This window comes from bacterium (assembly GCA_041649255.1).
Classification (GTDB): Bacteria; Hydrothermota; UBA3073; order JACQXS01; family JAQTXJ01; genus JAQTXJ01.
The window spans coordinates 1-20183 of the sequence record JBAZNK010000025.1 but is presented as its reverse complement, the minus strand read 5'-3'; the positions used below and the strand labels follow the sequence as shown (position 1 = coordinate 20183).

The following is a 20183-nucleotide window of genomic DNA, read 5'->3' as shown; positions in this document are numbered from 1 at the left end:
CCACAGTTCGATTGTTCCACGCCACATGCATACGACAGGTCCAGAATGAAAGAACAGACCTTAAGCATTGGTGATAAGGTTGGGTTGTATAGCCTTTTTGGCTTCGGCGTTTTCGTTATTGCGTTATCCACTTCCGAGATAGTCACCTCCGAGCATTGGCGTAGAACGCTTGAGATTCTGGGTATTGCCCTCGTGACAGCCGCTGTAATAGAGTTCATCTCTGCGATTCTGATCCGCAAAGAATTTCGCAGAACTCTAAAGGAGGACTTGGAACGCGCGCTAGGGGAGACTATTCGCAGTATTACTTCTGTGGGCACAACCTGTAATACTTTGGGAATTATCGAAGTCTTTGAATGTCAAGCAAAGTATCTTGAAGCTCACTCCATCGCGAAGGAGTTGAAATCACCGGAGAAAGGAATGACGGTCTTGTGTGTTGGAAGATCATTAGTTCGCCTCCTAGACGCACACGCGGCAATCCAAGATGCCTTGGAAGCAGGTGTCAATTTTGAATTCGCGATTTTGGGTCCAACAACTGCGAAGGACGAGAGGATGCGTGACCTGACTTCCTTAGATTTGACCGACATTCCACGTAGCTTGCGAAGATTAGAAACAATTGAAGAATGGTATCTTGCGCACAATGGAAGATCGAAGCTCGGTTCGATCACATTGAAATTCCATAATATCTATCTGCCAGATACATTGCTAGCTTATGTTTCGCCAAAGGGTCTAAAGTTTCCTACCAGTCGAATGTTCTGGATGCATTACTATGGACCTGATGACGAACGAAAACATTTGTTGTGTCTGCGCAGTCACTCCAAATGGGGAGAGCATCTTTACGGGCGCTTCCATAAAATTTGGAAAGAGGCAACGGATGCCTATGTGCTATCGCCTGCCAAGATCAAGGAGAGCGAGTTTAAATCTGTCAGATTGCTGCTTCAGAAATTCCACCCGAGTAATGAAAGTGCCAAGTCAGCATGACGACACAAGCACGGCAATCTCTGCGATCTGTTCAGGGTTCCTCCCGCCGCGCGGCTAGTGGAATTAGAACGGCGGTATTTCTCCTGGGTGGGAGGGGAATTCGCATGTGGCCTTTGACGCTAGCGGTTCCCAAGGGTTTACTTCCTGTCGGTTCCCGCTCGCTGCTTCATTTCGCGATGGCCGAAGCGGGCGCTTGTGGAATCAAGAAATTCGTTCTTGTTGTTGATAGTGCGGCAACGGCTAGTGCTCTCAAGCGAGCAAATCTGCTATCGGCGACTTACCAGTCTCGTGGTCATAAAGAAGCAAACCGGACGGTTCGAGAATGGCTTTGGCTGGTGGACCGAATTGTCGCGATAGTCTGGCCCGACCCCCGCCTCCCTAGCGGGCTGGCAGCTGGGCTGTTGACGGTCGAACGCATTGTCAAAGATGATTGGTTTACAGTTCTGTCAGTTGATGATCTAGTTCTTGATGCTGCTCAGGGGTTGCCGCGAGAGATGGCCATTTGGAAAACAAACAGACACTGGGTCATCGGACTTACTCGTCTCAAGCGCGAACAGTTTGCTGAATTCGGAGTCGCCAAAGCAAAGCGACGGCTGGATGGTTGCTACGACGTAATCAACGCCCAGGAAAAGCCCGGGTGGCATCTGGGTTACAGAGGATTCGGTATTGTTGGGCGCTACATTGTTGACCAGTCCATCTTTCAACGCATCAGAGAATGTCGAGCGGATACATTGGCGGAACGGTCACAAGCGAGGTTTCATATTACAAGGTGTTTGGACCACGAGGCGCTTCGTGGCAACCTGCTTGGCGCCATGGTCAGCAATAGCTATTTCCACACAGGCACTATGAAAGGCTATCTGGCAGCATGGCGACACTACCTCAGGGCTTGCGCTGAAGATGCGCCGTCGTAAAGAGTTTGAGTGCAGCAAGTCGACTCTGATATTTACCTACGTGAAGAAACACTGGAAAACACTGGGCAGTCGCCTAATCTATGAGAACTCGTGGATTCGACTGCGAGAAGATCAGGTAGAACAACCGGGACGACCTGCGAGACCGTTCTCTGTCGTCGAGTTCAAGGGAGGGGTTGGAATCGTTGCATTGGACTCCAGAGGACGGTGCGTGCTTGTCGGGCAGTTTCGGTATCCATTGGGGCGCTTCTCGTGGGAAATCCCTAAAGGTGCCTTCCCCAGTTTTGATCAGAAGAATCGGAATCCGTTAGAAACGGCTAAGAGAGAACTCGTAGAAGAGACCGGCCTGTCTGCCGCACGGTGGGATTCACTGGCCCTTGTACATACCCTGCTCGGTTCAACAGATGATGAGGTTTCACTATTCTGCGCTCGGGAATTGACCGCAGGGACACCGGAATTTGAAGTGGTTGAAGACATTAGCGTAAAGTGGGTAACGATTCCTGCGTTTTGGGACATGGTCGCCTCACAAGAGGTTACCGACGCAACCTCGATCGCTGCAATTGGATTGTGCGTCCAGCGCGGGTTGTCGCCGTGATAGTAGTCATGGTAAGCGTCAAAACCAGCCATTCCGCCCTCAGCCCAACAGCGGGCGCTGATCATCGCAGAGACTAATGCGGTTGCGGGCGGGAAGCAGAACAACAACCGGTCCGGTTCAAGAACGTATCACTTTTTCTCCGCCTTGATCTTCGCCCAACGAGCCTTTTGAGCAGCGGCTATGGCAGCACGACCCGCGGCGGACATCTTGTGCTTCTTCCTAGCAACCGGCTTTGCGGCCTTCTTGCCCTTGTTGATTTTCGCCCAGCGCTTCTTTTGAGCTGCGGCAATACGAGCACGACCGGCAGCACTCATGCCCTTCTTCTTGGCCACCACAACAGCGACGACTGGTTTGCCGGATTCAAACGCCGAAAGTTTGGCGTCCACCTTGGCCACTCTTTCGAGCAGGGACTCCTTCTTCTTGAGGAGCTTCGTGATCCTGGCGAGGTCTTTGGACGTGATGTTGATGAGGTTCATGATGTGCGATTTATGCCTGTAAAACTGGAGGATTGCAAGAAGGGATGGAGGCAGCCCTCAACCCACTTGTCCTTGACGCCCTCAGACGATTGCAGTATCAAACCGCCATGGGTGTTGCACTTTTCGACCACCGTTTACAACGCCAGTGCAACTCGCGCTTTCATCAGACTTCCGCCATCAACAGTGCACTAGCGGAGTGCTCGAACGCCAACCCTACCAGTGCTTTCAAAATCGGGCCCGTTCGAATCACTGTCTGTGAGCTGCCGGCGCCACAAGAAAATCCTTGCCTCCCCCCCCCTCTGGCGAGACAATACAACCAGCTTGTAACCTATCGACGAAGAGCGAGTTGCAGACGTCGTGAACAAGCTGAACGAGGTGATTAAAGCGCTGAGGAGCTTGAAGCATGAAGAGTCCATCGGTACACGCCGTTCTGGCGAGCGCGGAGGAATGTCAAGAAAGAGCGGCACACGCTACGGTGTCTTTGAAACACGCCGCACTTGGAAATCCGCTAGGCAGATCGAGCGCGGCGCTCGACGCCAGGAAGGCCCGGGGCTGAATCGCACCATTGTTGAACTGCGTTAATCAAGTGCGTGTATGAAAGAGATTTACCGTATTCTCCACATCTCGGATCTCCACAGAACCGAAGACCACGAGTTTAGCGCTCCGGAACTTGTCGAAGGCCTCGTGAGTGATATTGGCAGTTTCCTTCACAAGAATGACGATGTTGGTAAGTATGTTGATGCCGTAGTCTTTTCGGGTGATTGCGTCAATCAAGGATCTAGCTTCGAGGAGTTCTCCGAGACAATAGCGTTCCTATTTCGGTTATATCAAGCGCTTCTCCCACAGCGCTTCAAAAAGGAAGACTTTTCGCGACTGGTCATAGTGCCCGGCAACCACGATGTGGACTGGCAGTTCACCACGGCTGCCGCGTGTGAGACTCAGGATGAAGTTGAGGGGCCGGAACACCAGTGGACTGAAAACGGAACAACGTGTTATTTTAAGAAATCTGAATATCGTAAGAAGTTTGACAATTTTGCGAGGCTGCTGTCGGAATGTACCCGACAAGCATGGACAAAGGATTTCAGTCAGCAGTTTCTCCAATACCCACTTCTTGAACCAGACGAAGCGACTCACTGTCCCGGTCTTGTCGCCATCGGCGTGAATACAGCTTTTCGCGGTAACCATCACGACCGCAAGATTGCAGCGATCAATCTTGATGTCGTCGGCGAAGTCAAGAAGCTGTTGCGTGAAAAGCATCAACCTGACCGATGGAGGCGGATCCTCGTCCAGCATCACCCCTACACAGATACGGCAGAAGGACCCTCTGATCATGTTTTTGACCAGAGCGCAGCGAACCTCCTGGAAGAATTCAACATGGTTTTGCATGGTCACACACACCAGCATCAGCCTAAAGAGCAGCATCAACTGGGCGGTCGGAAAATCCCGATCATCGGCGCTGGAACTCTGTTCGCCGGATCGAATCAGCTACCACGTGCGATTGGCCACGAATACAATTTGATCACCCTCAATCTAGCGTCAGGCCAAGGTCAGGTATTCCCGCGCCAGCGGGACAATGTTGGCGCACCTTGGCGTCCAGACAACAGGTGGACACAGAGTGGAAAGGACCGCTACGAAGTGCAGTTGCAGCCTACGTCTCATCCGCGATCAACTTCTCCAGAACCTCAAGCGCCGCCATTACAGCCGTCGGAGCCTGTCCCGAGGTTTGCCGACGCTGATCGGTCGTCGCTCTTCAAGCCTTTTCTCGATCTGGCCAAAGACCGAGACGTGATATTTGTTCTTGGCGGTGTCGGTTCGGGGCTTAACACCTTCCTCCATCAGTTCGAATCCTCTCTCGACGCTTTCCCAGTTCTCAGAATTAAGGCTGATTTCGACGAGACACTGTTCGAGACCATACGGCAGGCACGCATTGACCACGCGGACGGGATGAAGAAATACGTAAGAGGGCCGCTAGGGCTGGACCGTTTGGAACTGAAGTGCCTGTTCGCTACGCTTGCATACGTAACGCATCGTGCGCTTTGCCAAGACGCGCAAGCCGCTGGACTAGTTGACGCCGTAATATCGAAGGAACTGGCTGAAGAACCTGTGAAGTTTGCACATTGGTACTTCGTGTCTTCGAGAGTGATGGATCATGCTGAGCTTCTGCCGATTGTGACATACTTCTTTCAAACGTTGGAAAGAATGGCGTGCGCAATTGATCAAAAAGTCGTCGTGCTGATGCCTTGGAAGGCTCTCGCACGCTGTTTGGAGACCCGTGCCCCAGATGACCTGAAGAAGATTGCCAAAGAGCTATGGCAGGCGCTGGGTTCGGTCGTAAAACCCCAGCAGAAATATGAGCACGTTTGTTTTGTGGTTGGCGTCGGCGAAATTGCACTGGAGTATGCGAGGCTCGAAAAGGCTGCTGTGGCTCGATGTGTGTGGCCACTTCCACCGTTGAATAATCAAGAGACTCAACTCCTTCTAGAAGCCGTATGCCCCCCGCTTGATCGCGACCATAACGCTGAATCCGTCGCCTTGTTGGTCGAATGGACTGGTGGTGTGCCTTGGTTGACCCGCGTCGTTTTGAGTTTGCTTCAAACAGAGTTCGCTCGTCACGATCCGGTCAAGGTGGACGTGGAAGCAGCAAAACGGATGCTCGATGCGAGTCTGCGAGCCACCGAAGTCGCGCTGACGAATGGTGGCAGGGAGCCCATTCGCAAGGACGTGGAGAAGTACGTCGGGGCGATACAACTCGCGTTAGGCGACGGGCAGACAACGGATTATCAGATTGTGGACGCTTGGAGAGCCGCGTCACATAAGCGCAACCGAGGATACGACATCGACTCTCCGCGAATCGAAGCATTTGTCGCGTCCGGTCTTGTTTGGCTTGACGGAAATCCTTGGGATTCAAAAGCTCAAGATTACGTCTTCCGGAGGTATCCGACAGTTTACTTCAAACCTGCATCGAGGCTCGCAGAAGTGATTTACAGGCATGTGACCGACCAGCAAATTAGAGACTAGGTTCAAAATATGGCAGAGCAACAACACACGCGCGCAGACAGGTCTTATATCAAGATTGCCACCCGCATTTTGGAAAGCCCTGAGTTTTCTATCGGGCCGCATTCCATAGCCCGCGTTGAACCGCCGTCCTCGGTGACAAGTCCTATGGTCGATGAGCGGCCTGCCGCAATGTATGTGATCAGCAGTGGCGGGCTGGCTTCGCGCAGCCGTGAGTTTCTCGCTCTGTTCGAAGGCGCCCCGACTGAAGACGCACTTCGGTTTGTTTTGGCTACATCAAAAGACTTCAAGATCAAGGATCCGATCTGCATAGCCCCGAACAAAGTCTTCGGGAATACCGGCAAGGCACAAGCCAATAACATATGGAGTCCAGAGATGTTTTTTGAGCACCTTGTCAAGCTGCCTGATCACTTCGGCGCCCAGCTTCGGGACGTTGCCACGGTTCAGCGAACCGACCAGTTTTCGATCGCTTATCAGGAGCGCGAGGTGAAGGTGTTCGATAGAACTGGAAAACCATCGAGACTGGGGAACGTCGGACTGGCACCGTATTTGGAAACATGGTTGTCTGCACACAAGAGGAAATCGCCGGTTATGCTTCTTGGAGAGCGCGGTGCCGGCAAGAGTTGGGCTCTTCTCCAGTTCGCCGAGACGGCTTACACGCTGCATCGCAAGAACCCATGGCAGCACGGCCTCGTGTTCTTTATCAGGCTCAGCGATCTGGCCAACCTCGTCGAAGAGTCCAGCGCGGCTACGTCTGTGGTGGCACAGTACATCCTAACCAGGTATCCAGCAGTGCGTTTTGGGTTTGGCGGTCTGGCGCTATTGGGGGCACTCCTGCGGACAGGGCATTCCGTGGTTTGCGTCGATGGATTCGATGAGATGGATATACTTCCGAGCAACTCTCAGGTGCGGGCGCGACTAACTGCTTTGTTGATCCTGCTTTCCAAGTCAACTCGGTTCATTCTCACTTGCCGACCCAGCCACTTCGCGTCGCTCGGGACTCTGTTCGCCGAAAAGACGTGGGGTTCAGCCAACGTGGTCGAAACATTCGAGATTTTGGACTTGGTTCCCTTTGACAGGAACCGAAGGGAAGCATATGTGGCTATGGCTGTGCCTGCAGGCCAGAACATGGAACTTGCACGATTGGAGCCATTGACCGGCAACGTAAAGAAACCTGACGCCATTCAGCGGGCGCTATCCACCTGCGCTCGGCACCCCGGCCTTCTCGCCTACATGGTTGAGAAGATTCAACGAATTGAAAAGCCCATCCAACTTCTAGCTAAAGGTATCGAAGAGACATTCGTTAACTTCAACCTCATTCAGTCGCGGACACGCGAGGACTACTATCTTAGGACCAAGCGAAAAGAGAAATGGGTGGAACAATGGATCGATTTGTCTAAGGAGCAGCGGATGCACCTGCTCTCGGACATAGCTTGGTACATGGCGGAGCGAGGAACGGCGGTAATCGACTTGGCAAACCTGCCTCCCCGTTTGCGGCTCTGGTATAATATCGAGAACGAGGCATTGGAAAGGGACCTTCGCTCACAGACGGTCTTCGAACTGGTTGAGACAGAAAGCACAGAGGACCTTGACGTTGCGTCTCGCACGTCAGAATCGGCAGAACAGGAATTTGACAAGACTTGCCAGAATCTCGCTGATTCGACATCCTCTGACCGGGTTCGGACAGATATGGTTAGGTTTACGCTCCGAAGCGATAACTGTGAGGCGGAAAGCAACGTCGGCGAATCATCGGTTTGCGGAGGCTATTTTCTAGCACGTTATATTGCGAATCGACTTCTCGAGTCTGGCCCGAGCGGATCGTTAGCTGCCGAAGTCCGGCTGCAGTTCTTAGGAAGGGTGCCGCTTGGGCCACAGACTGCTGCACTGTTGCGTGAGATTCTCTTGAACCACGATCCCTCCAGCATCAGTCGGTTAGGAGTTGATGCGTGGCGATTGCTCAGGGGCCTCGCGGCAAGAGAACCTTTTCGCGTGTATTCGGCATGTTATCGCCACATTGTGTCCAATCTTGAGAAGATTGGTGCGTTATCGCAACACCACGCGGCAGCCATCGAGCCGTGGATTCCGGAAGTTCGCAGTATTGTGGTATCGCCAAAACGACTGCAAGATTACAAAATGGTTTTAGTTCCACCCCCTGAGTATGACATCTCGAAAAAGCCGTTTCTTCTGGGCGTCCATGAAGTCACTAATCAGCACTACTGGCGGTTTCTAATAACGCCGGCCACGTCGGAAGATTCAGACCCGACGGTGCAAGGGCACGAATGGTGGGTCTGCCGCATAACGATTGCTGGCAGCGACAGTGCTTCCTCTCAGCGATCACAGAATTACGATCTGACCAATGAGTACCACCTGTTCTTTTGGTTGCCGACCGACCAAGCTTCGACCAATGGCGAAAGAGGGGACGGTCCTACCTATCGACCGCGTTTGGAGATGCTATGGCATCCCGTGTCATATGTCAGTTGGTATGCGGCTGCAGCGTATTGCGACTGGCTTACCAATGGCGAGCGATTGCCTGATGGAAGACGAATTGCACGCCACTATAAACAGGAGTTGTTTCAAGCCTTAGGCCGGCTCAATGGCCGTGTTCAACCAGAACGAGAGAAAGGGGCATTCAGGTTGCCAACGAAAGAGGAATGGCTATGGGCGGCCCGGGGTGGCCACGACATCGAACGTCCATGGGAGCAGTTTCCGTATTATCTTCCTCGCGAGGTCAGAGAGGCCGACCCGGAGCACAGCACCGTAATCAAGGATCGCGATGCATGGGGGCGATACAAGCGCGCGCAGGATATTATGCGCGACGTCCTCCTCGATTCAGGCAAGGCACACACAGATGTGTTTCTTGACGAAGCCAACGACTTGGGGGTATCCGGCTTGATCGGGAATGTGCGAGAATGGTGCCACGATACGGAGTCGGTGGGCGTTCCTTCTGCAAGCGCCGTTTCGAAACGATTGATTCTCGGTGCGACCGGATACCTCGGAGAGGCAACCTTCAATTTCAATTACTGCCCTCCTCTTAATCCACAGAACACCAATCCAGACGTGGGTTTTCGGGTTGCGCGATCACTTCTTGAAGCGGAGTGCCGCACTCTGCAAACCCGTGAGGAGCAGATCGCTGCGCTTCCAGAAGCACTAACCACCATTGATACAAACAATAACCTATGAATGCATTGTCACAGCCAGCCGGATACTGGATCATCGTAGTTTTCGGAATTGCGATGATTATCCTCACCTACTTTGCTTCCCGCAGCGAACGCTGGATGAAGAGCGGGACGGGCTTCCTTGTCGCATGGCGAAACGTCGGCTGGCAGCTTGCCGCACCGAGCATTGCGGCCTCATGGATTTGGGCTCCGGCTCTCTTCGTGAGCGTGCAAAAGTCCTACGAGTTGGGACTGCCGGGTATTTTCTGGTTCACGGCGCCGAATATCGCGGCACTTTTGGTCTATTGCTTCCTTGCGCCGAAGATTCGAAGCATAATTCCAGGCGGATATACGCTGCCAGACTGGATTCGTTACCGCCTAGGCAGCGAAACCGTTCACAAAGTGTATCTGGTTCCCTACATTTGGTATCAGCTCATGGCGGTATGCGTGCAGATCTTCGTCGGCGGGCTGATGCTGAATTATCTAACCGGAATTCCTCTAAATATCCTGATGATTCTGTTGCTCGTGATCTGTTTGATCTACTCGCTGATCTCCGGCTTGCGAGCATCAGTGATTACTGATTTTGTCCAGATGGCGTTCATTATAGCGGGCGTTCTGATTATTCCGCCGTGGGTGGGGAGCAAAGTTGGTTGGGATGTGGTGGCGAAAGGCATGGGGGGCCTTGCTGGGAACACCAATATGTTCGACCCCAAGGTTGCTTTTTCATTCGGCATTGTAACCTCGATCGGATTGATCGCCGGGTCTATCTCTGACCAGCAGTATTGGCAGCGCGCTTTCGCCATCAAACCAAGAGATTTGATCCCATCTTACATATTCGCTGGCATATTGTTTGGCATTGTGCCGATTTTGTTATCCGTTCTCGGTTTTGCTGCTGCCAATCCGGCCCTCGGCATAGCTATGGCAAAAGGAAGCGGGCTTCCAATGATCGGCATTGAGGTTGTGGTAAGAGTGTTGCCACTGTGGGCCGCAGTGTTTTTCGTCTTGATGCTTCTGTCGGGTTTGATGAGCACTCTCGATTCGGGGATGTGTGCTGCGAGTTCTCTATACGCGATTGATTTGGCTAAGTTGTCTCCGATTCAACGCGCTGTTCTGGCTAAAGAGCGCATCGGTGTTTCATTGAACGAAGAGGATCAGAAGGTCAAAGATCAGCTCGACAAGGAGACTGTTCATCGCGCACGGGTCGGAATGTATTGGATTTCGATTCTCGGACTCATCCTTGCCTTTATTGTTCAGCACATGTTTTCGCTGGATCGTCTCTGGTGGATTTTTAACGGTGTGGCTACTTGTTTTGTTGTGCCAACGGTGCTCAGCCTCTACTACGACCGTCTCAGTGCGAAGGGAGTCATCGCTGGGATTTGCGGCGCGGGCATTGGAATGGTTTCCTTCGTCTATGGCAACTGGGTGCAGAACGACGTCATCACCGTGTTCAGCGCACTCTTCATAATTGTAGTGAGCTTGGTGTGCTGTTTAGGATTTAGGCGGGAAAAGCCGTGGGTTCCGGAAGGAATCGGAAGTAATGGTCCAAAAACATAACGCGCGTCATTTAATTGACTCCCAAGATTGGAGCCTAGACGACATCAACCGCTTGTGGCACCTCACGCGGTGTTTGCGGGACGGTGAGACGCTTCCAGACCTCGACGATTGTCTCAAGCGAAAGACGGTGATCCTTTGGTTCAACGCCCCCTCAACACGCACTCGACTCACTTTGCATCAGGCGGTTGTGGAGATGGGGGGTGTACCACTGTATGTTGGAATGGAGGACTTCCACGATCCTAAGATCGAGGACCTTGCCGATCTCGCTAGGGCCATGGCTCTCTCGGCTTCGGCGATTTGCTTGCGACTGCTGCCAACGAAGAACATCCCATACGGACAAGGGGAAGCCGTGTTGAGACGGATCGCCGAAGAGGCTGAGAAGCTTGCCAGAGTGCCGGTGATCAGCCTGTCGCATGATCGCTGCCATCCGTGCCAGGGCCTTTACGAAATGCTGACAATCCAGAACGCGCTTAAGCGTAATGAGCTAGCTGGCACACGCATCTTGTTCACTTGGGTGAGAGGCCAGAAAGCGCGCCCGTGGTCTTCCACTCAAGACAGCTTGTTGATCGCCACCCGACTGGGCATGCGCGTGACACTCTGCCATCCGCCGGAGTTTGGCCTCGATCCCGAGATAATCGATCGCTGCCAGCGAAATGCGACGAACAGTGGAGGTTCGTTTGATCACACAGACGACTTTTCAAGAGCATTTCACGGACAGGAAGTCGTCTATGCACGACATTGGGCAAATCAAGAACAACAGGTATGTGGACGATATAACAACTGGTATTGCGATCAAACCTGTCTCGGCAAGGCTTTGTTCCTGCATCCCATGCCGTTGGCGAGAGGAGATGAGGTTTCGGCAGAGGTCGCAGACGGATCTCAGTCGTTGTTGCAGGAATTGCTCCACAACAAGTATTATCTTCAAAAAGCTCTGCTCGCGATGGTTGCTGGTTGTTGGAGCAGAGGTGGGGACGTTTCCTGATTCTTAACGGCTTCTTCGCCATTCGACCAACGGGTAACGAAGATTTTGATACGCGAGGGGCGCGGAAAACAGGAGACTCACACGATCATCGAAGCGTCCGCATAGCGAAGAAAAGAAAAGGTCGGCCCCACATGTTTCAATCTGACGGACGCCACGGACGCCTTAATCCGCCCGAACTCAGTTCAGGCTCACGTCAACCAGAACAACAGCAGGGGCGTCTGCTACAACGCCGAGATCAGGGACGTGCACCCCAATGGACGAACTTCTCTGTTTTGACGAAGTTTCACTTGGTGGAGCGTGGTTCAGCCTTGTTCAGGTCCACCGATGCCTGATCACCCTTAGAAGTCAACATGAGCTGCTTGACGGCCCAAAGTACCCATTTCAACTGTATCATCTGCAGTAGTAGTTAGTTAAGCCACCTAGCTCGTTTGACTTCTGGTGTGACTCGCCGTGCATGTTTCGGTTGCCGTCCAATGGCTGATCTTCCCTGTGAGCCTTCTCGTCTTTCGCAGGTACCGGGGTTTTTGAGGCGAACGAGGAAACGTGAACCGGATCACAATGGCTGGGGCAAGGAGTTGAAGTGGGTGGGATCTTCGCGAACAACAAGAAATCATCAGGGAGGGCAAGTTGCAGGCGATCTTGAATCCTTGAAGGCTGGCAACATCAAAGCATCAAGGAATCGAGTTGGCGGGGATTGAGGGCGGGATCAAGAAACGATCAAGGCGGGGATGAAGGAATCCTGTAGAACTCGATCAAGGAAGACATCAACAACGGTTTGAGGAACGGATCAGGGAGGAGTTCAGGGAATGCTTCAAGGAGCGGCTTTGGGGCCGACTTCAGCCGGCTCCGCCGATTCAGGCGGTTTCCCTTCATCCGCACCTTTGTCCGGCTTTGGCAACGATACCCAGTCGCTGAAAAGTGGCGAATCCAGTTCTCCAGCTATTGTCGTCAGGTGCTTGAGGAACCAGCCCAGTTTGCAGCCTTGGCGGGCGTGGAAGTACTTGTCAAAGCCCTCGGTCGCCAACTCGCAGTAGTGTATTTCAGTGCATCGGTCGATCAAGTCAAGCAACTGGGCGACGCAGAAGCTCCGATTCAGCTCAAACAGCTTTTCCGCAACCTCCTGATCAGCTTGGTTGAAGATGAAGCGGTTCTCGCCGACGTATTCGTTGTAACGGTTGAAGTATCCCCAGGCATTGCGGGCTTGCAGGGCATTTCGCAATACACGGGCTTTCTCGGCCGGGGCGAGGTCGGGATCGGGTTCCCTGGCTTCGTCGACGCTGGCGTGTTGTTTCTTATTCTTCTCGTACCACGCCTGCGATAGTTTCCCGTTTTCCTCAAAGAGCCGGTTGAACATCTCCTGTGACAGATGGCAGATGTATGGCCAGAGATTTTTGATGGAATGACAACAAAACGTTCTTTTGTCCCGCAGCGACGCAATCGAGTTGACCACAAACTCCAAAGAGGCCCGGAAGAAGGTTGGCTTGACGGTCTTGAAGGAAGGGAGGTTCTTGGCATCGTATGGTTGAACGGCGGATTGAAAATGGGGCAGGAATAGGGTTTTGATCTCGGCAACAAGTTGGTCCATGTCCGTGATGGCCTTGAACTTTCGGATGGCGTCATTGGACAGGGAATCGACGAACCACCATGATAAATCGCGGACGATGTATGCAGCCTTTGAAGCAGGATCTTCCGGTTGATCATAAATCCCACGGTCAGGGTCTTTGAATAGAAACATGCCCTCTTGCTCCTTGTTGATGGCCTTGAGTTGGTCGTAGGTGAGCGGATTATTCATCTCGTCTCCTGCATCCCTCTTGTCCCCGTCATCCTTCACATGTCCGGCGCAGCCCTTGATGCCGGGGGATGAAGGGGCATCAGGGTGACCGTCTTGAGGAGAAGCAGGCCCCTTCGCCTGGACTTTGTCATCCGTCCGTCCGGAGTTGTATTCGCAAGAAGGAGCAGGCGAAGCCTGCGCTTCTTCTTTGAATGGCTTTCCAACGGAATTACCAATGGGATTACTTAATGGTTTACAATGGGTATTGTTGTCCCGTTTTGACCCTCCCTCGTCCCGATTTGACCCTTGCGTGTCCCGTTCTGAACCTCCCGTGTCCCGGTTTGACCCCGCCTTGTCCCGTTCTGCCCCTCTGTTTTGCACCATCTCCGGCAGCGTATAAGTGGCCTTCAGGGTCGGATGCTTGACGATGCGAGGAACAGAAGACTCGACCAACGCTTTCAACGCCCGCTTGATGGTGGACGGAGCGAAGCACGGCAGATCAATCGCCAGACGTGCAGGAGACATTTCATGGTAAACAGCCGTTGTGTCGCCCTTCTTCCGCTTCTTGGCCTTTGTCTCGACCCAGTATCGTAGGTTCTCGATCAACACTCCTGCCGGTATCCCAAGCTCATTGGCGACTTCGACATCGACCTTGATGAGTGGCCTCTTCTCCACAGCATCCAGCGCATCCTGAGGAACCGTATACCAGCCAGTGCGGTCGTATCTACGGCGGTTGAAGTTGTCGATCTCGAGCAGTTTCTTGCTTTCCAACCGCTTGAGGATCTTGTCCATCGTGCTCTTGGGGATGTAGGGATACCGATGGGCCAACTCCCTGATGGGGTCGAAGAACCATTTCTTGTCGTTGCGAACGTTCTTGCTGCGCCTAACCTTGTGAGCGAGGAACTTCAGAACAATTGCTTCCTTGACCCCATGCTCTTCTGCAAACTTCCGGGAGAAGTAGTGGGGCTTGAGTTTTCCCTCTGCCCCCGTTGTTTGGTCGATGTTCATGTTCTTGAGGGCTGTTGAAGTTGTTTCATCTGGGATCGAGCAGGGGATGCTGATGTCGCCATACGTTTTGGGGTAGCCTTGAGCCAGTGGCCCGGCGGTGTGCACCCCACCGGGCTCTGGCCCATTGGCTCAGGTCAGCTCCACAGGCCGGTGCTGGCAGTGACCTGCTTCAACCCGTCCAGCGCCTGGCTAATCTGGCCGCGAACCTCCTGGTTCACCTTGGTCAGATCGTCGCCGTCGGGAATGGAGACCATCTGCGTCTCCCAGGGGAGCTTCACCACCGTTTCCTTGCCATCCTCGCGGCTGAACGTGACGCCTTTGAAGACGAAACGCCCGACCTTGAGGTCGCCGACTGCACGCACGTGCTGTGCCGAGCTGTTGGGCAGGGTTGCGATGTTCTGAACCTTAACGCCCATGCGGGTGTTACCATTTTGACTATTGGCATCTTTCATAACGAACCTCACGAATCTCGGCGTCTGCAGCGGCTTGTTGCCGCAGTTCATTTGATGATGGCATCGTCGTTCATCCGCCGAACATGAACGCAGAGCCATTGACCAGCGCGATTCACTGCCTCCGTGGACACTGCCGGTCTTATGTGTGTCCAAGGCTGTATTCAGGGTTCTTCCTTGCTTCAGCGACTTGCGGCTGCTGCCGCTGTTTGTTTGTGGATGACCCTGATGCTCATTCGCTGAACCTGAACTCAGGACCATCGGCCGGCTTGCTTCTCCGTCACCACGGGGATGGCCGGCCCCGAATACTGCCGTTGTTCCAACCGAAGAGCCTGGAGCCTTGGCGGTGCTGGTCTCCGCTGTCCGGCTCCGAACTTCCTGTTCTGCTTCCTGCATTGGTTTCTGGTCTTTCATCATCTGGCTCTCTTCGGTTGTTGCTTGCTTCACTGCTCCGTCACCAAGAACATCGCGATCTGTTTCGGTTTTCTTACAACTTTCTGTTTCTTGGTCTTTCATCGCGTGTTCTCGTTGTTTGCTGCTGCTTGCCTCACTGCGCCGTCATCTGGTCATCGCAACCAGCCCGCGGTTTCTTACAACTTTGTTTCGTTCTTCTTTCGTCACCGGCTCGCCTGCGATTGCTGTTGTTGATCTCATTACCAGACACCCGTACATCGCGGCCGGTTGGAGATTTCTTACAGCTTTGTTTCCTTCGTCCTTCTTCACCGGCTCACTTGCGATTGCCGTCGTTGTTTTCATCATTGCTGTCTGGCACTACATCGAAGCTTCCTGGAGGTTTATTACAGCTTTCGTGAACACTGCTGGGTGAGGAGCATTCAGCTAAAAAAGAATCCGAACGCAGAGAGATCCGAGAGCCCAGAACGGGGAATTGCAGCCTTGAACTGAAGATTGAACAACGAGGAGATCAGCAGAAGGTCAATGTCTTCTGCGTGATGTCGTTCAATTGCTGCCCTGGAACGTCAGGATGAAGGGGCCTGCTAATCTAGCGGCTGTCAGGACGTCTTCCTGCCTGAGGCGAGCCAGCCATTGGCGCTGCACTTCGGCCAAAGCCTGGGGTGCGTTGTTATCCTTCAAGGCCCGCTCGTAGAACGCTTTCATCAAATCCACGGTCCACTTGTCAGAAACCGGCCAGAGCGTCATCAGCAGGTTCTGCGTGCCGGCCTGGATGAATCCACGCCGCAGACCCATAACACCTTCACCGGCTCGTGCCTCGCCAATTCCAGTGTCACAAGCCGAAAGAACCACGAGCCAGGTTTCCTTCAGGTCCATGGTTCCAATTTCCTGGCCCATCAGGATGCCGTCGTTTTCTGTGTTCGGTGTCTGTCCCTTCTTCCAAGCATCAAGGGTCAATTGAGCTCCAGCAAACGCCAATCCACTTCGTTGCATCGGATTGTGCGGCACGACTGATCGATTGGTCGTAGCTAGCTTGTCATCGAAGAAGAAACCATGGGTCGCCAGATGAAGGATGTGGGGAGAGTGGACGGCCTTTACCTCGGCTTCCGATGCTTCTGCTCCTGCGAAAACCGATCCATCCATGTTCCAGGATGAGCTTCTGTCGCGAAAGAATTGGGCTTCCTGCATCGTGTATGGCAATGCACCCAAGTTCAGGTCGGCGGCGAGAGCTCTTTGGTCTGAACTCAACATCGCCAGTTGGAGCGTATTGGTGCCGTGTGCTCCTGCCAACAACGGCTTTTCACCAAAGGCGGGATTGGCAAATGCAGCAAATCGTCGAGAACTTTTCTTGGATGTCCGTTTCAGCACAAGATCCCGGCCGCTCGACACGTATTCAATGGCGTATTGTTCGGCCAAGAATTGGTTCTGATCATTGATGAGCGTAGCAAAGCTGATGAAGTTCAACTCGGCATCAGGACTGATGATGAGCGTGGTTATGTTTTTGGGAAGTCGATTCTGGATCGGCTCGAATAACTGTGCATATAGGGTCCGTAACAGAACGGCTTCGCCACGTTCGCCTCGCATCACTCCGGCATACTCCTTGAGTTTCTTTTCGATGGCCTTTGCTGAACCCAAGGGCACCCAGACTGGTTCGCCTGGTTGGCTGTCCTTGAAGGTCACTTGGTTGCAACCGATCAACACCACGCCGTAACGGCGCTCAGATTTAAGTTTGCCTAGGTAGTGACGGTAGCGGATGAATTCCAACAGAACGGTGTCTTTGGGCAGAACAGCTTGAACATCGGGAACCGTGGTTCGTAATGCTCGGCGAGTTTTGCCTGCGGCAGCCACGTTGCGGGCCAGCATCTTTTGCAGGGATTCCATCTGCCCTTCAAGGAGTTCACGCTCTCGTCGCCGGTCTTCTTGTGTCACCAAGCTGAAATCCTCGGAGGGCTTCAATTGCAATCGGTTTAACCGCTGCCTTGAAGCACGCAGCTCGCTCGCGGCTATTTTGATCTCTGGATTCTTGGATGCTTCCGCGACCAGTTCATCTTCCAGAAGCGAATCAAGAATGACGCCCTTCGTCCGAAGCAGGGTTTCCGCCAAGCCTGATGCATGGCCCAGTGTGGCCAGCAGCGAATATGGATTCTTGGCCTGTTGGTACGCCATTCGTTGATGTTCAGATGAGAAGGTCAAGACTCCGTCCAGTTGTTTCTCAGAGGCTTTCTTGTACATCATTGCCAAATCATAAGCCGTCGTCTTACGGCCCACGCCATAGCCCCCCATGCTGATATAGAGCAAAGCCAAGTTGTAATAACTGGTTGCGGTAGCAGGATGATCAGGCCCCAATTTCGATAGGGTGATCTTGAGTGCGGCCTGATTGAACTTCTCTGCCTTGGCATAGTCACCCATGCACTCATAAAGCCAAGCCAAGTTATTTAATGTGGTTGCTGTTTCAGGATGGTCGGCTCCGAGCTTGGATGTTCTTATTTTCAGCGCGTCTAGAAAGAGTTGTTCAGCCTTGGAATAATTACCCCTGTGGCCGTAAACTAACGCCAACGCATTGAGGCTTGCCGCGGTGGCGCGATGGTTATGGCCGAGGGTGGTTTCCCTGATTCTCAGCGCATACTTGTAATATTGTTCGGCTGTGGCGTATTTCCTCATCAAGTCATAAAGCCAAGCCAGGTTGTTGAGGCTGGTTACAGTGGAAGAATGACTAGCACCGAGTTTGGACTCCTTAATTCTCCAAGCGCGCAAAAACAGTGATTCGGCGGTGGCGTAGTCTCCCAAGCTTGTGTAGAGCAACGCTAGGTTGTTTAGAGTGGCCGCAGTGTCAGGATGATCGGACCCGAGCTTGGCTTCTCTTATTCTCAACGCGCGCTGATAACACGGTTCAGCTGCGGCATAGTCTCCCAAGCTGAAATAAAGCCATGCAAGATCGTTGAGAATTGCAGCAGTTTCATAATGCTCAGGACCCAGCTTGGCTTCTCGAATCTTCAATGCACGCTTATAGTGCCATTCTGCCGCGGAGTAGTCACCCATGCGGTCGTAAACTGCCGCCAGATTATTGAGACATGTTGCGGTAATCGGATTTTCCTGTCCAACATCCTTTTCGGCTCCAGCCAATGCCTGACGAGCTACTGAAAGAGCTTCCGTGTATTTCTCTTCTTGCGTCAGCTTGATGACCTTCTGGTTCAACCGAGCTAGTTCATTCGCTGTATCTGCCCCAGCAGCGCATGAGACTAGCAGGAGAACAGCCAGAAAGACGGTTTGCCCCACCCTTACGCGCTTCATTATTGCGTCTGCTCTTGGATGAACGCCTGCACTGCTTTCAAGACTGCCGCCAAATCCTGTTCTCGCTGCACCGGGAATGTCTTCTCGAACGGAGGCTTGCCTTTGATGTGTCTCACGATTCGAACTTCTCCCTTGTCGCGGTCATAGACGATCTTCATCACTGGTTGTTGACCGTCCGTTGGCCAATCTCCCATCCAGCGCCTCAACTCCGCTGACGCCGAAAATGTTTCCACCTTCGGTTGATTCAAGGCTTGCTGGATGATTGTGGCCGGATTTGAAGTTGTTCCACGCGTGTCACCAATCCTGTCCAGCATCGCCACTTGAATGACCATCTTCTGAGCAACTAGCGAAGGAATCAGGAACACAGCCACTGTCACTGCTGCTGCCGCCGCCAATCCAATTGCCCAGCCCCATCTCCAAGAGGCAGGCGTCACAACTGTCGTCGTTGGAGCCTGACCTTTGCGCAGCGTCTCTCGGACCTTGGTTTGCAGCCGACCGCGAGCATATTCAGGCAGTTTGCCGGCCTGCGCTTCCGTCGCTTCCATCAACGGCAAAACTTCCTTGGCAATACTCGCATCCGCCTTCAACCGGTCGAACTCGGCTTTCAGTTCCGGTCGGCTGGCGAGCAGCGAATCCAATTCCGCCTGTTCAGCGGCGCTGGCCTGGCCTGCAACCGACTTCATGGCCAGATCGAAGAATTGTTGGTCATCTGCATTCATTGAGTTCATCGCGCAAACGCCTCCAGTTCTTTCATCAGTCCTGGATGCCGCTTTCCCCACTGTCGGATAGCCTCCAGACCGCGCTTCAACATAACCCCGACGGTTCCAATGGGTATGCCTCGTTTCTGGCTGATTCCATCGTAGGTCAACTTTGAGATGAAGAAGTCGTTCAGAACATCCCGGATCTCATGCTTCAAATCCTCCTGCGACTCGGTCAGCAGCTTCGTTAGATCGTTCTCGTGCAATTCGTCCAGAGGCGATCCAGGAGAACTTGGAAGCGACCGGTTGACCTCTTTGCTTTCCATTGCATTCAAGGAGTCGATTTTTCCACCGCCATGTTTGTCGGCATACTTTTTACGGAGCCGGCTCACCGCCAGATTGTGGGCAATGCGGGCTGTCAGAGGCTTGAGTTCGTCCACCGACTTCAAAGTTGCCACCTTTTCCACCAGTGTTTCCAAAGCTTGAATTGCCACGTCCTCAACGTCTTCAGGACAGAAACGAGCAAGCTTCAAGTTTACGACCGCGAAAGCTGTGGGCCATAGCCAATCGAATGCGTCATCCCAGGCGTGTGGATCTCCCTGTTGGAGGGCTTTGAAGCTCGGTGTGTTCAAGAGCAGACAAGGCTACTCAATTGCCAATTGTCTGACAAGCCCTGCCATTGTTTGCCTGTTGTTGACGGACCGTGCTGCGAGTCTAAAAAAGGGAGCAGCCGCTGGAACCCGGCCAATCCAAGCTCCAAACGGCTGCTCCTGTATGCAGGCGGGATGTTCTATTGCGGATCGTCAGTTCCGCCAATCGACTGACATTTTGAATAGATCCGCGTGGTGAAAGTTCTGTCATAAAAATAACCCTCAATAGGGTTACGGCTTCT

General features: G+C 53.1%; 13 protein-coding genes. 7 read left to right on the top strand and 6 right to left on the bottom strand.

All coding sequences use genetic code 11. From position 1 onward, the window contains the following. Positions 1–45 precede the first annotated feature (45 nt). Genes WC614_13055 through WC614_13045 form a run of 3 tightly spaced genes read left to right on the top strand, consistent with a single transcriptional unit; the run spans position 46 to position 2481 of the window. Positions 46–978, top strand: coding sequence for a hypothetical protein (locus WC614_13055; protein MFA5033929.1), 933 nt, complete (start codon positions 46–48; stop codon positions 976–978). Beyond that, positions 975–1889: a sugar phosphate nucleotidyltransferase gene (locus tag WC614_13050; GenBank protein MFA5033928.1), complete on the top strand. Its 915-nt coding sequence runs from the start codon at positions 975–977 to the stop codon at positions 1887–1889. Before WC614_13055 ends, WC614_13050 begins: the two co-directional genes overlap by 4 nt. Beyond that, positions 1876–2481, top strand: a complete 606-nt coding sequence (locus WC614_13045) for an NUDIX hydrolase (GenBank protein ID MFA5033927.1) — start codon at positions 1876–1878, stop codon at positions 2479–2481. Before WC614_13050 ends, WC614_13045 begins: the two co-directional genes overlap by 14 nt. Before the next feature lie 128 nt (positions 2482–2609). Here the strand turns inward: WC614_13045 and WC614_13040 are convergent, their stop codons facing one another. Beyond that, the gene (locus WC614_13040) at positions 2610–2957 is read right to left on the bottom strand and encodes a hypothetical protein (GenBank protein ID MFA5033926.1); all 348 of its coding nucleotides are present in this window, start codon (positions 2955–2957) and stop codon (positions 2610–2612) included. A 594-nt stretch (positions 2958–3551) separates the two neighbouring features. Here WC614_13040 and WC614_13035 point away from each other — a divergent pair. From WC614_13035 to WC614_13020, 4 genes are read left to right on the top strand one after another with little or no spacing between them, the layout of a single operon-like run. Continuing rightward, on the top strand, positions 3552–5975 hold the full coding sequence (locus WC614_13035; protein MFA5033925.1) for a metallophosphoesterase: 2424 nt from the start codon (positions 3552–3554) through the stop codon (positions 5973–5975). A 9-nt stretch (positions 5976–5984) separates the two neighbouring features. Next, a complete protein-coding gene (locus WC614_13030) occupies positions 5985–9152 on the top strand; it encodes an SUMF1/EgtB/PvdO family nonheme iron enzyme (protein MFA5033924.1) in 3168 nt (1055 codons plus the stop codon). After that, positions 9149–10681 (top strand): hypothetical protein, encoded by a 1533-nt coding sequence (locus WC614_13025; protein MFA5033923.1) that lies wholly within the window; start codon positions 9149–9151, stop codon positions 10679–10681. The genes WC614_13030 and WC614_13025 overlap by 4 nt, the downstream gene beginning before the upstream one ends. Beyond that, positions 10665–11663, top strand: coding sequence for a hypothetical protein (locus tag WC614_13020; protein MFA5033922.1), 999 nt, complete (start codon positions 10665–10667; stop codon positions 11661–11663). Before WC614_13025 ends, WC614_13020 begins: the two co-directional genes overlap by 17 nt. 811 nt (positions 11664–12474) lie before the next feature. On the opposite strand, the gene WC614_13015 is transcribed toward WC614_13020, so the two are convergent. The 5 genes from WC614_13015 to WC614_12995 all read right to left on the bottom strand — a co-directional run bounded on the left by WC614_13015 (position 12475) and on the right by WC614_12995 (position 19923). After that, the gene (locus WC614_13015) at positions 12475–14442 is read right to left on the bottom strand and encodes a hypothetical protein (GenBank protein ID MFA5033921.1); all 1968 of its coding nucleotides are present in this window, start codon (positions 14440–14442) and stop codon (positions 12475–12477) included. 134 nt (positions 14443–14576) lie between these two features. Continuing rightward, positions 14577–15407: a hypothetical protein gene (locus WC614_13010; GenBank protein ID MFA5033920.1), complete on the bottom strand. Its 831-nt coding sequence runs from the start codon at positions 15405–15407 to the stop codon at positions 14577–14579. A gap of 441 nt (positions 15408–15848) precedes the next feature. After that, on the bottom strand, positions 15849–18593 hold the full coding sequence (locus WC614_13005; protein MFA5033919.1) for a CHAT domain-containing tetratricopeptide repeat protein: 2745 nt from the start codon (positions 18591–18593) through the stop codon (positions 15849–15851). Continuing rightward, the gene (locus WC614_13000) at positions 18593–19321 is read right to left on the bottom strand and encodes a hypothetical protein (GenBank protein ID MFA5033918.1); all 729 of its coding nucleotides are present in this window, start codon (positions 19319–19321) and stop codon (positions 18593–18595) included. The genes WC614_13005 and WC614_13000 overlap by 1 nt, the downstream gene beginning before the upstream one ends. Then, the gene (locus WC614_12995) at positions 19318–19923 is read right to left on the bottom strand and encodes a sigma-70 family RNA polymerase sigma factor (GenBank protein ID MFA5033917.1); all 606 of its coding nucleotides are present in this window, start codon (positions 19921–19923) and stop codon (positions 19318–19320) included. The genes WC614_13000 and WC614_12995 overlap by 4 nt, the downstream gene beginning before the upstream one ends. Between the last annotated feature and the right edge of the window lie 260 nt (positions 19924–20183).

What these genes read in the sequence shown, in the direction of transcription:
- WC614_13035 (MFA5033925.1), top strand. Translation starts at nt 3,552, where the DNA reads ATGAAAGAGATTTACCGTATTCTCCACATCTCGGATCTCCACAGAACC.
- WC614_13050 (MFA5033928.1), top strand. Translation starts at nt 975, where the DNA reads ATGACGACACAAGCACGGCAATCTCTGCGATCTGTTCAGGGTTCCTCC.
- WC614_13000 (MFA5033918.1), bottom strand. Translation starts at nt 19,321, where the DNA reads ATGAACTCAATGAATGCAGATGACCAACAATTCTTCGATCTGGCCATG.
- WC614_13010 (MFA5033920.1), bottom strand. Translation starts at nt 15,407, where the DNA reads ATGAAAGACCAAGAAACAGAAAGTTGTAAGAAAACCGAAACAGATCGC.
- WC614_13045 (MFA5033927.1), top strand. Translation starts at nt 1,876, where the DNA reads ATGCGCCGTCGTAAAGAGTTTGAGTGCAGCAAGTCGACTCTGATATTT.
- WC614_13040 (MFA5033926.1), bottom strand. Translation starts at nt 2,957, where the DNA reads ATGAACCTCATCAACATCACGTCCAAAGACCTCGCCAGGATCACGAAG.
- WC614_13055 (MFA5033929.1), top strand. Translation starts at nt 46, where the DNA reads ATGAAAGAACAGACCTTAAGCATTGGTGATAAGGTTGGGTTGTATAGC.
- WC614_13015 (MFA5033921.1), bottom strand. Translation starts at nt 14,442, where the DNA reads ATGAACATCGACCAAACAACGGGGGCAGAGGGAAAACTCAAGCCCCAC.
- WC614_13030 (MFA5033924.1), top strand. Translation starts at nt 5,985, where the DNA reads ATGGCAGAGCAACAACACACGCGCGCAGACAGGTCTTATATCAAGATT.
- WC614_13025 (MFA5033923.1), top strand. Translation starts at nt 9,149, where the DNA reads ATGAATGCATTGTCACAGCCAGCCGGATACTGGATCATCGTAGTTTTC.
- WC614_13020 (MFA5033922.1), top strand. Translation starts at nt 10,665, where the DNA reads ATGGTCCAAAAACATAACGCGCGTCATTTAATTGACTCCCAAGATTGG.
- WC614_13005 (MFA5033919.1), bottom strand. Translation starts at nt 18,593, where the DNA reads ATGAAGCGCGTAAGGGTGGGGCAAACCGTCTTTCTGGCTGTTCTCCTG.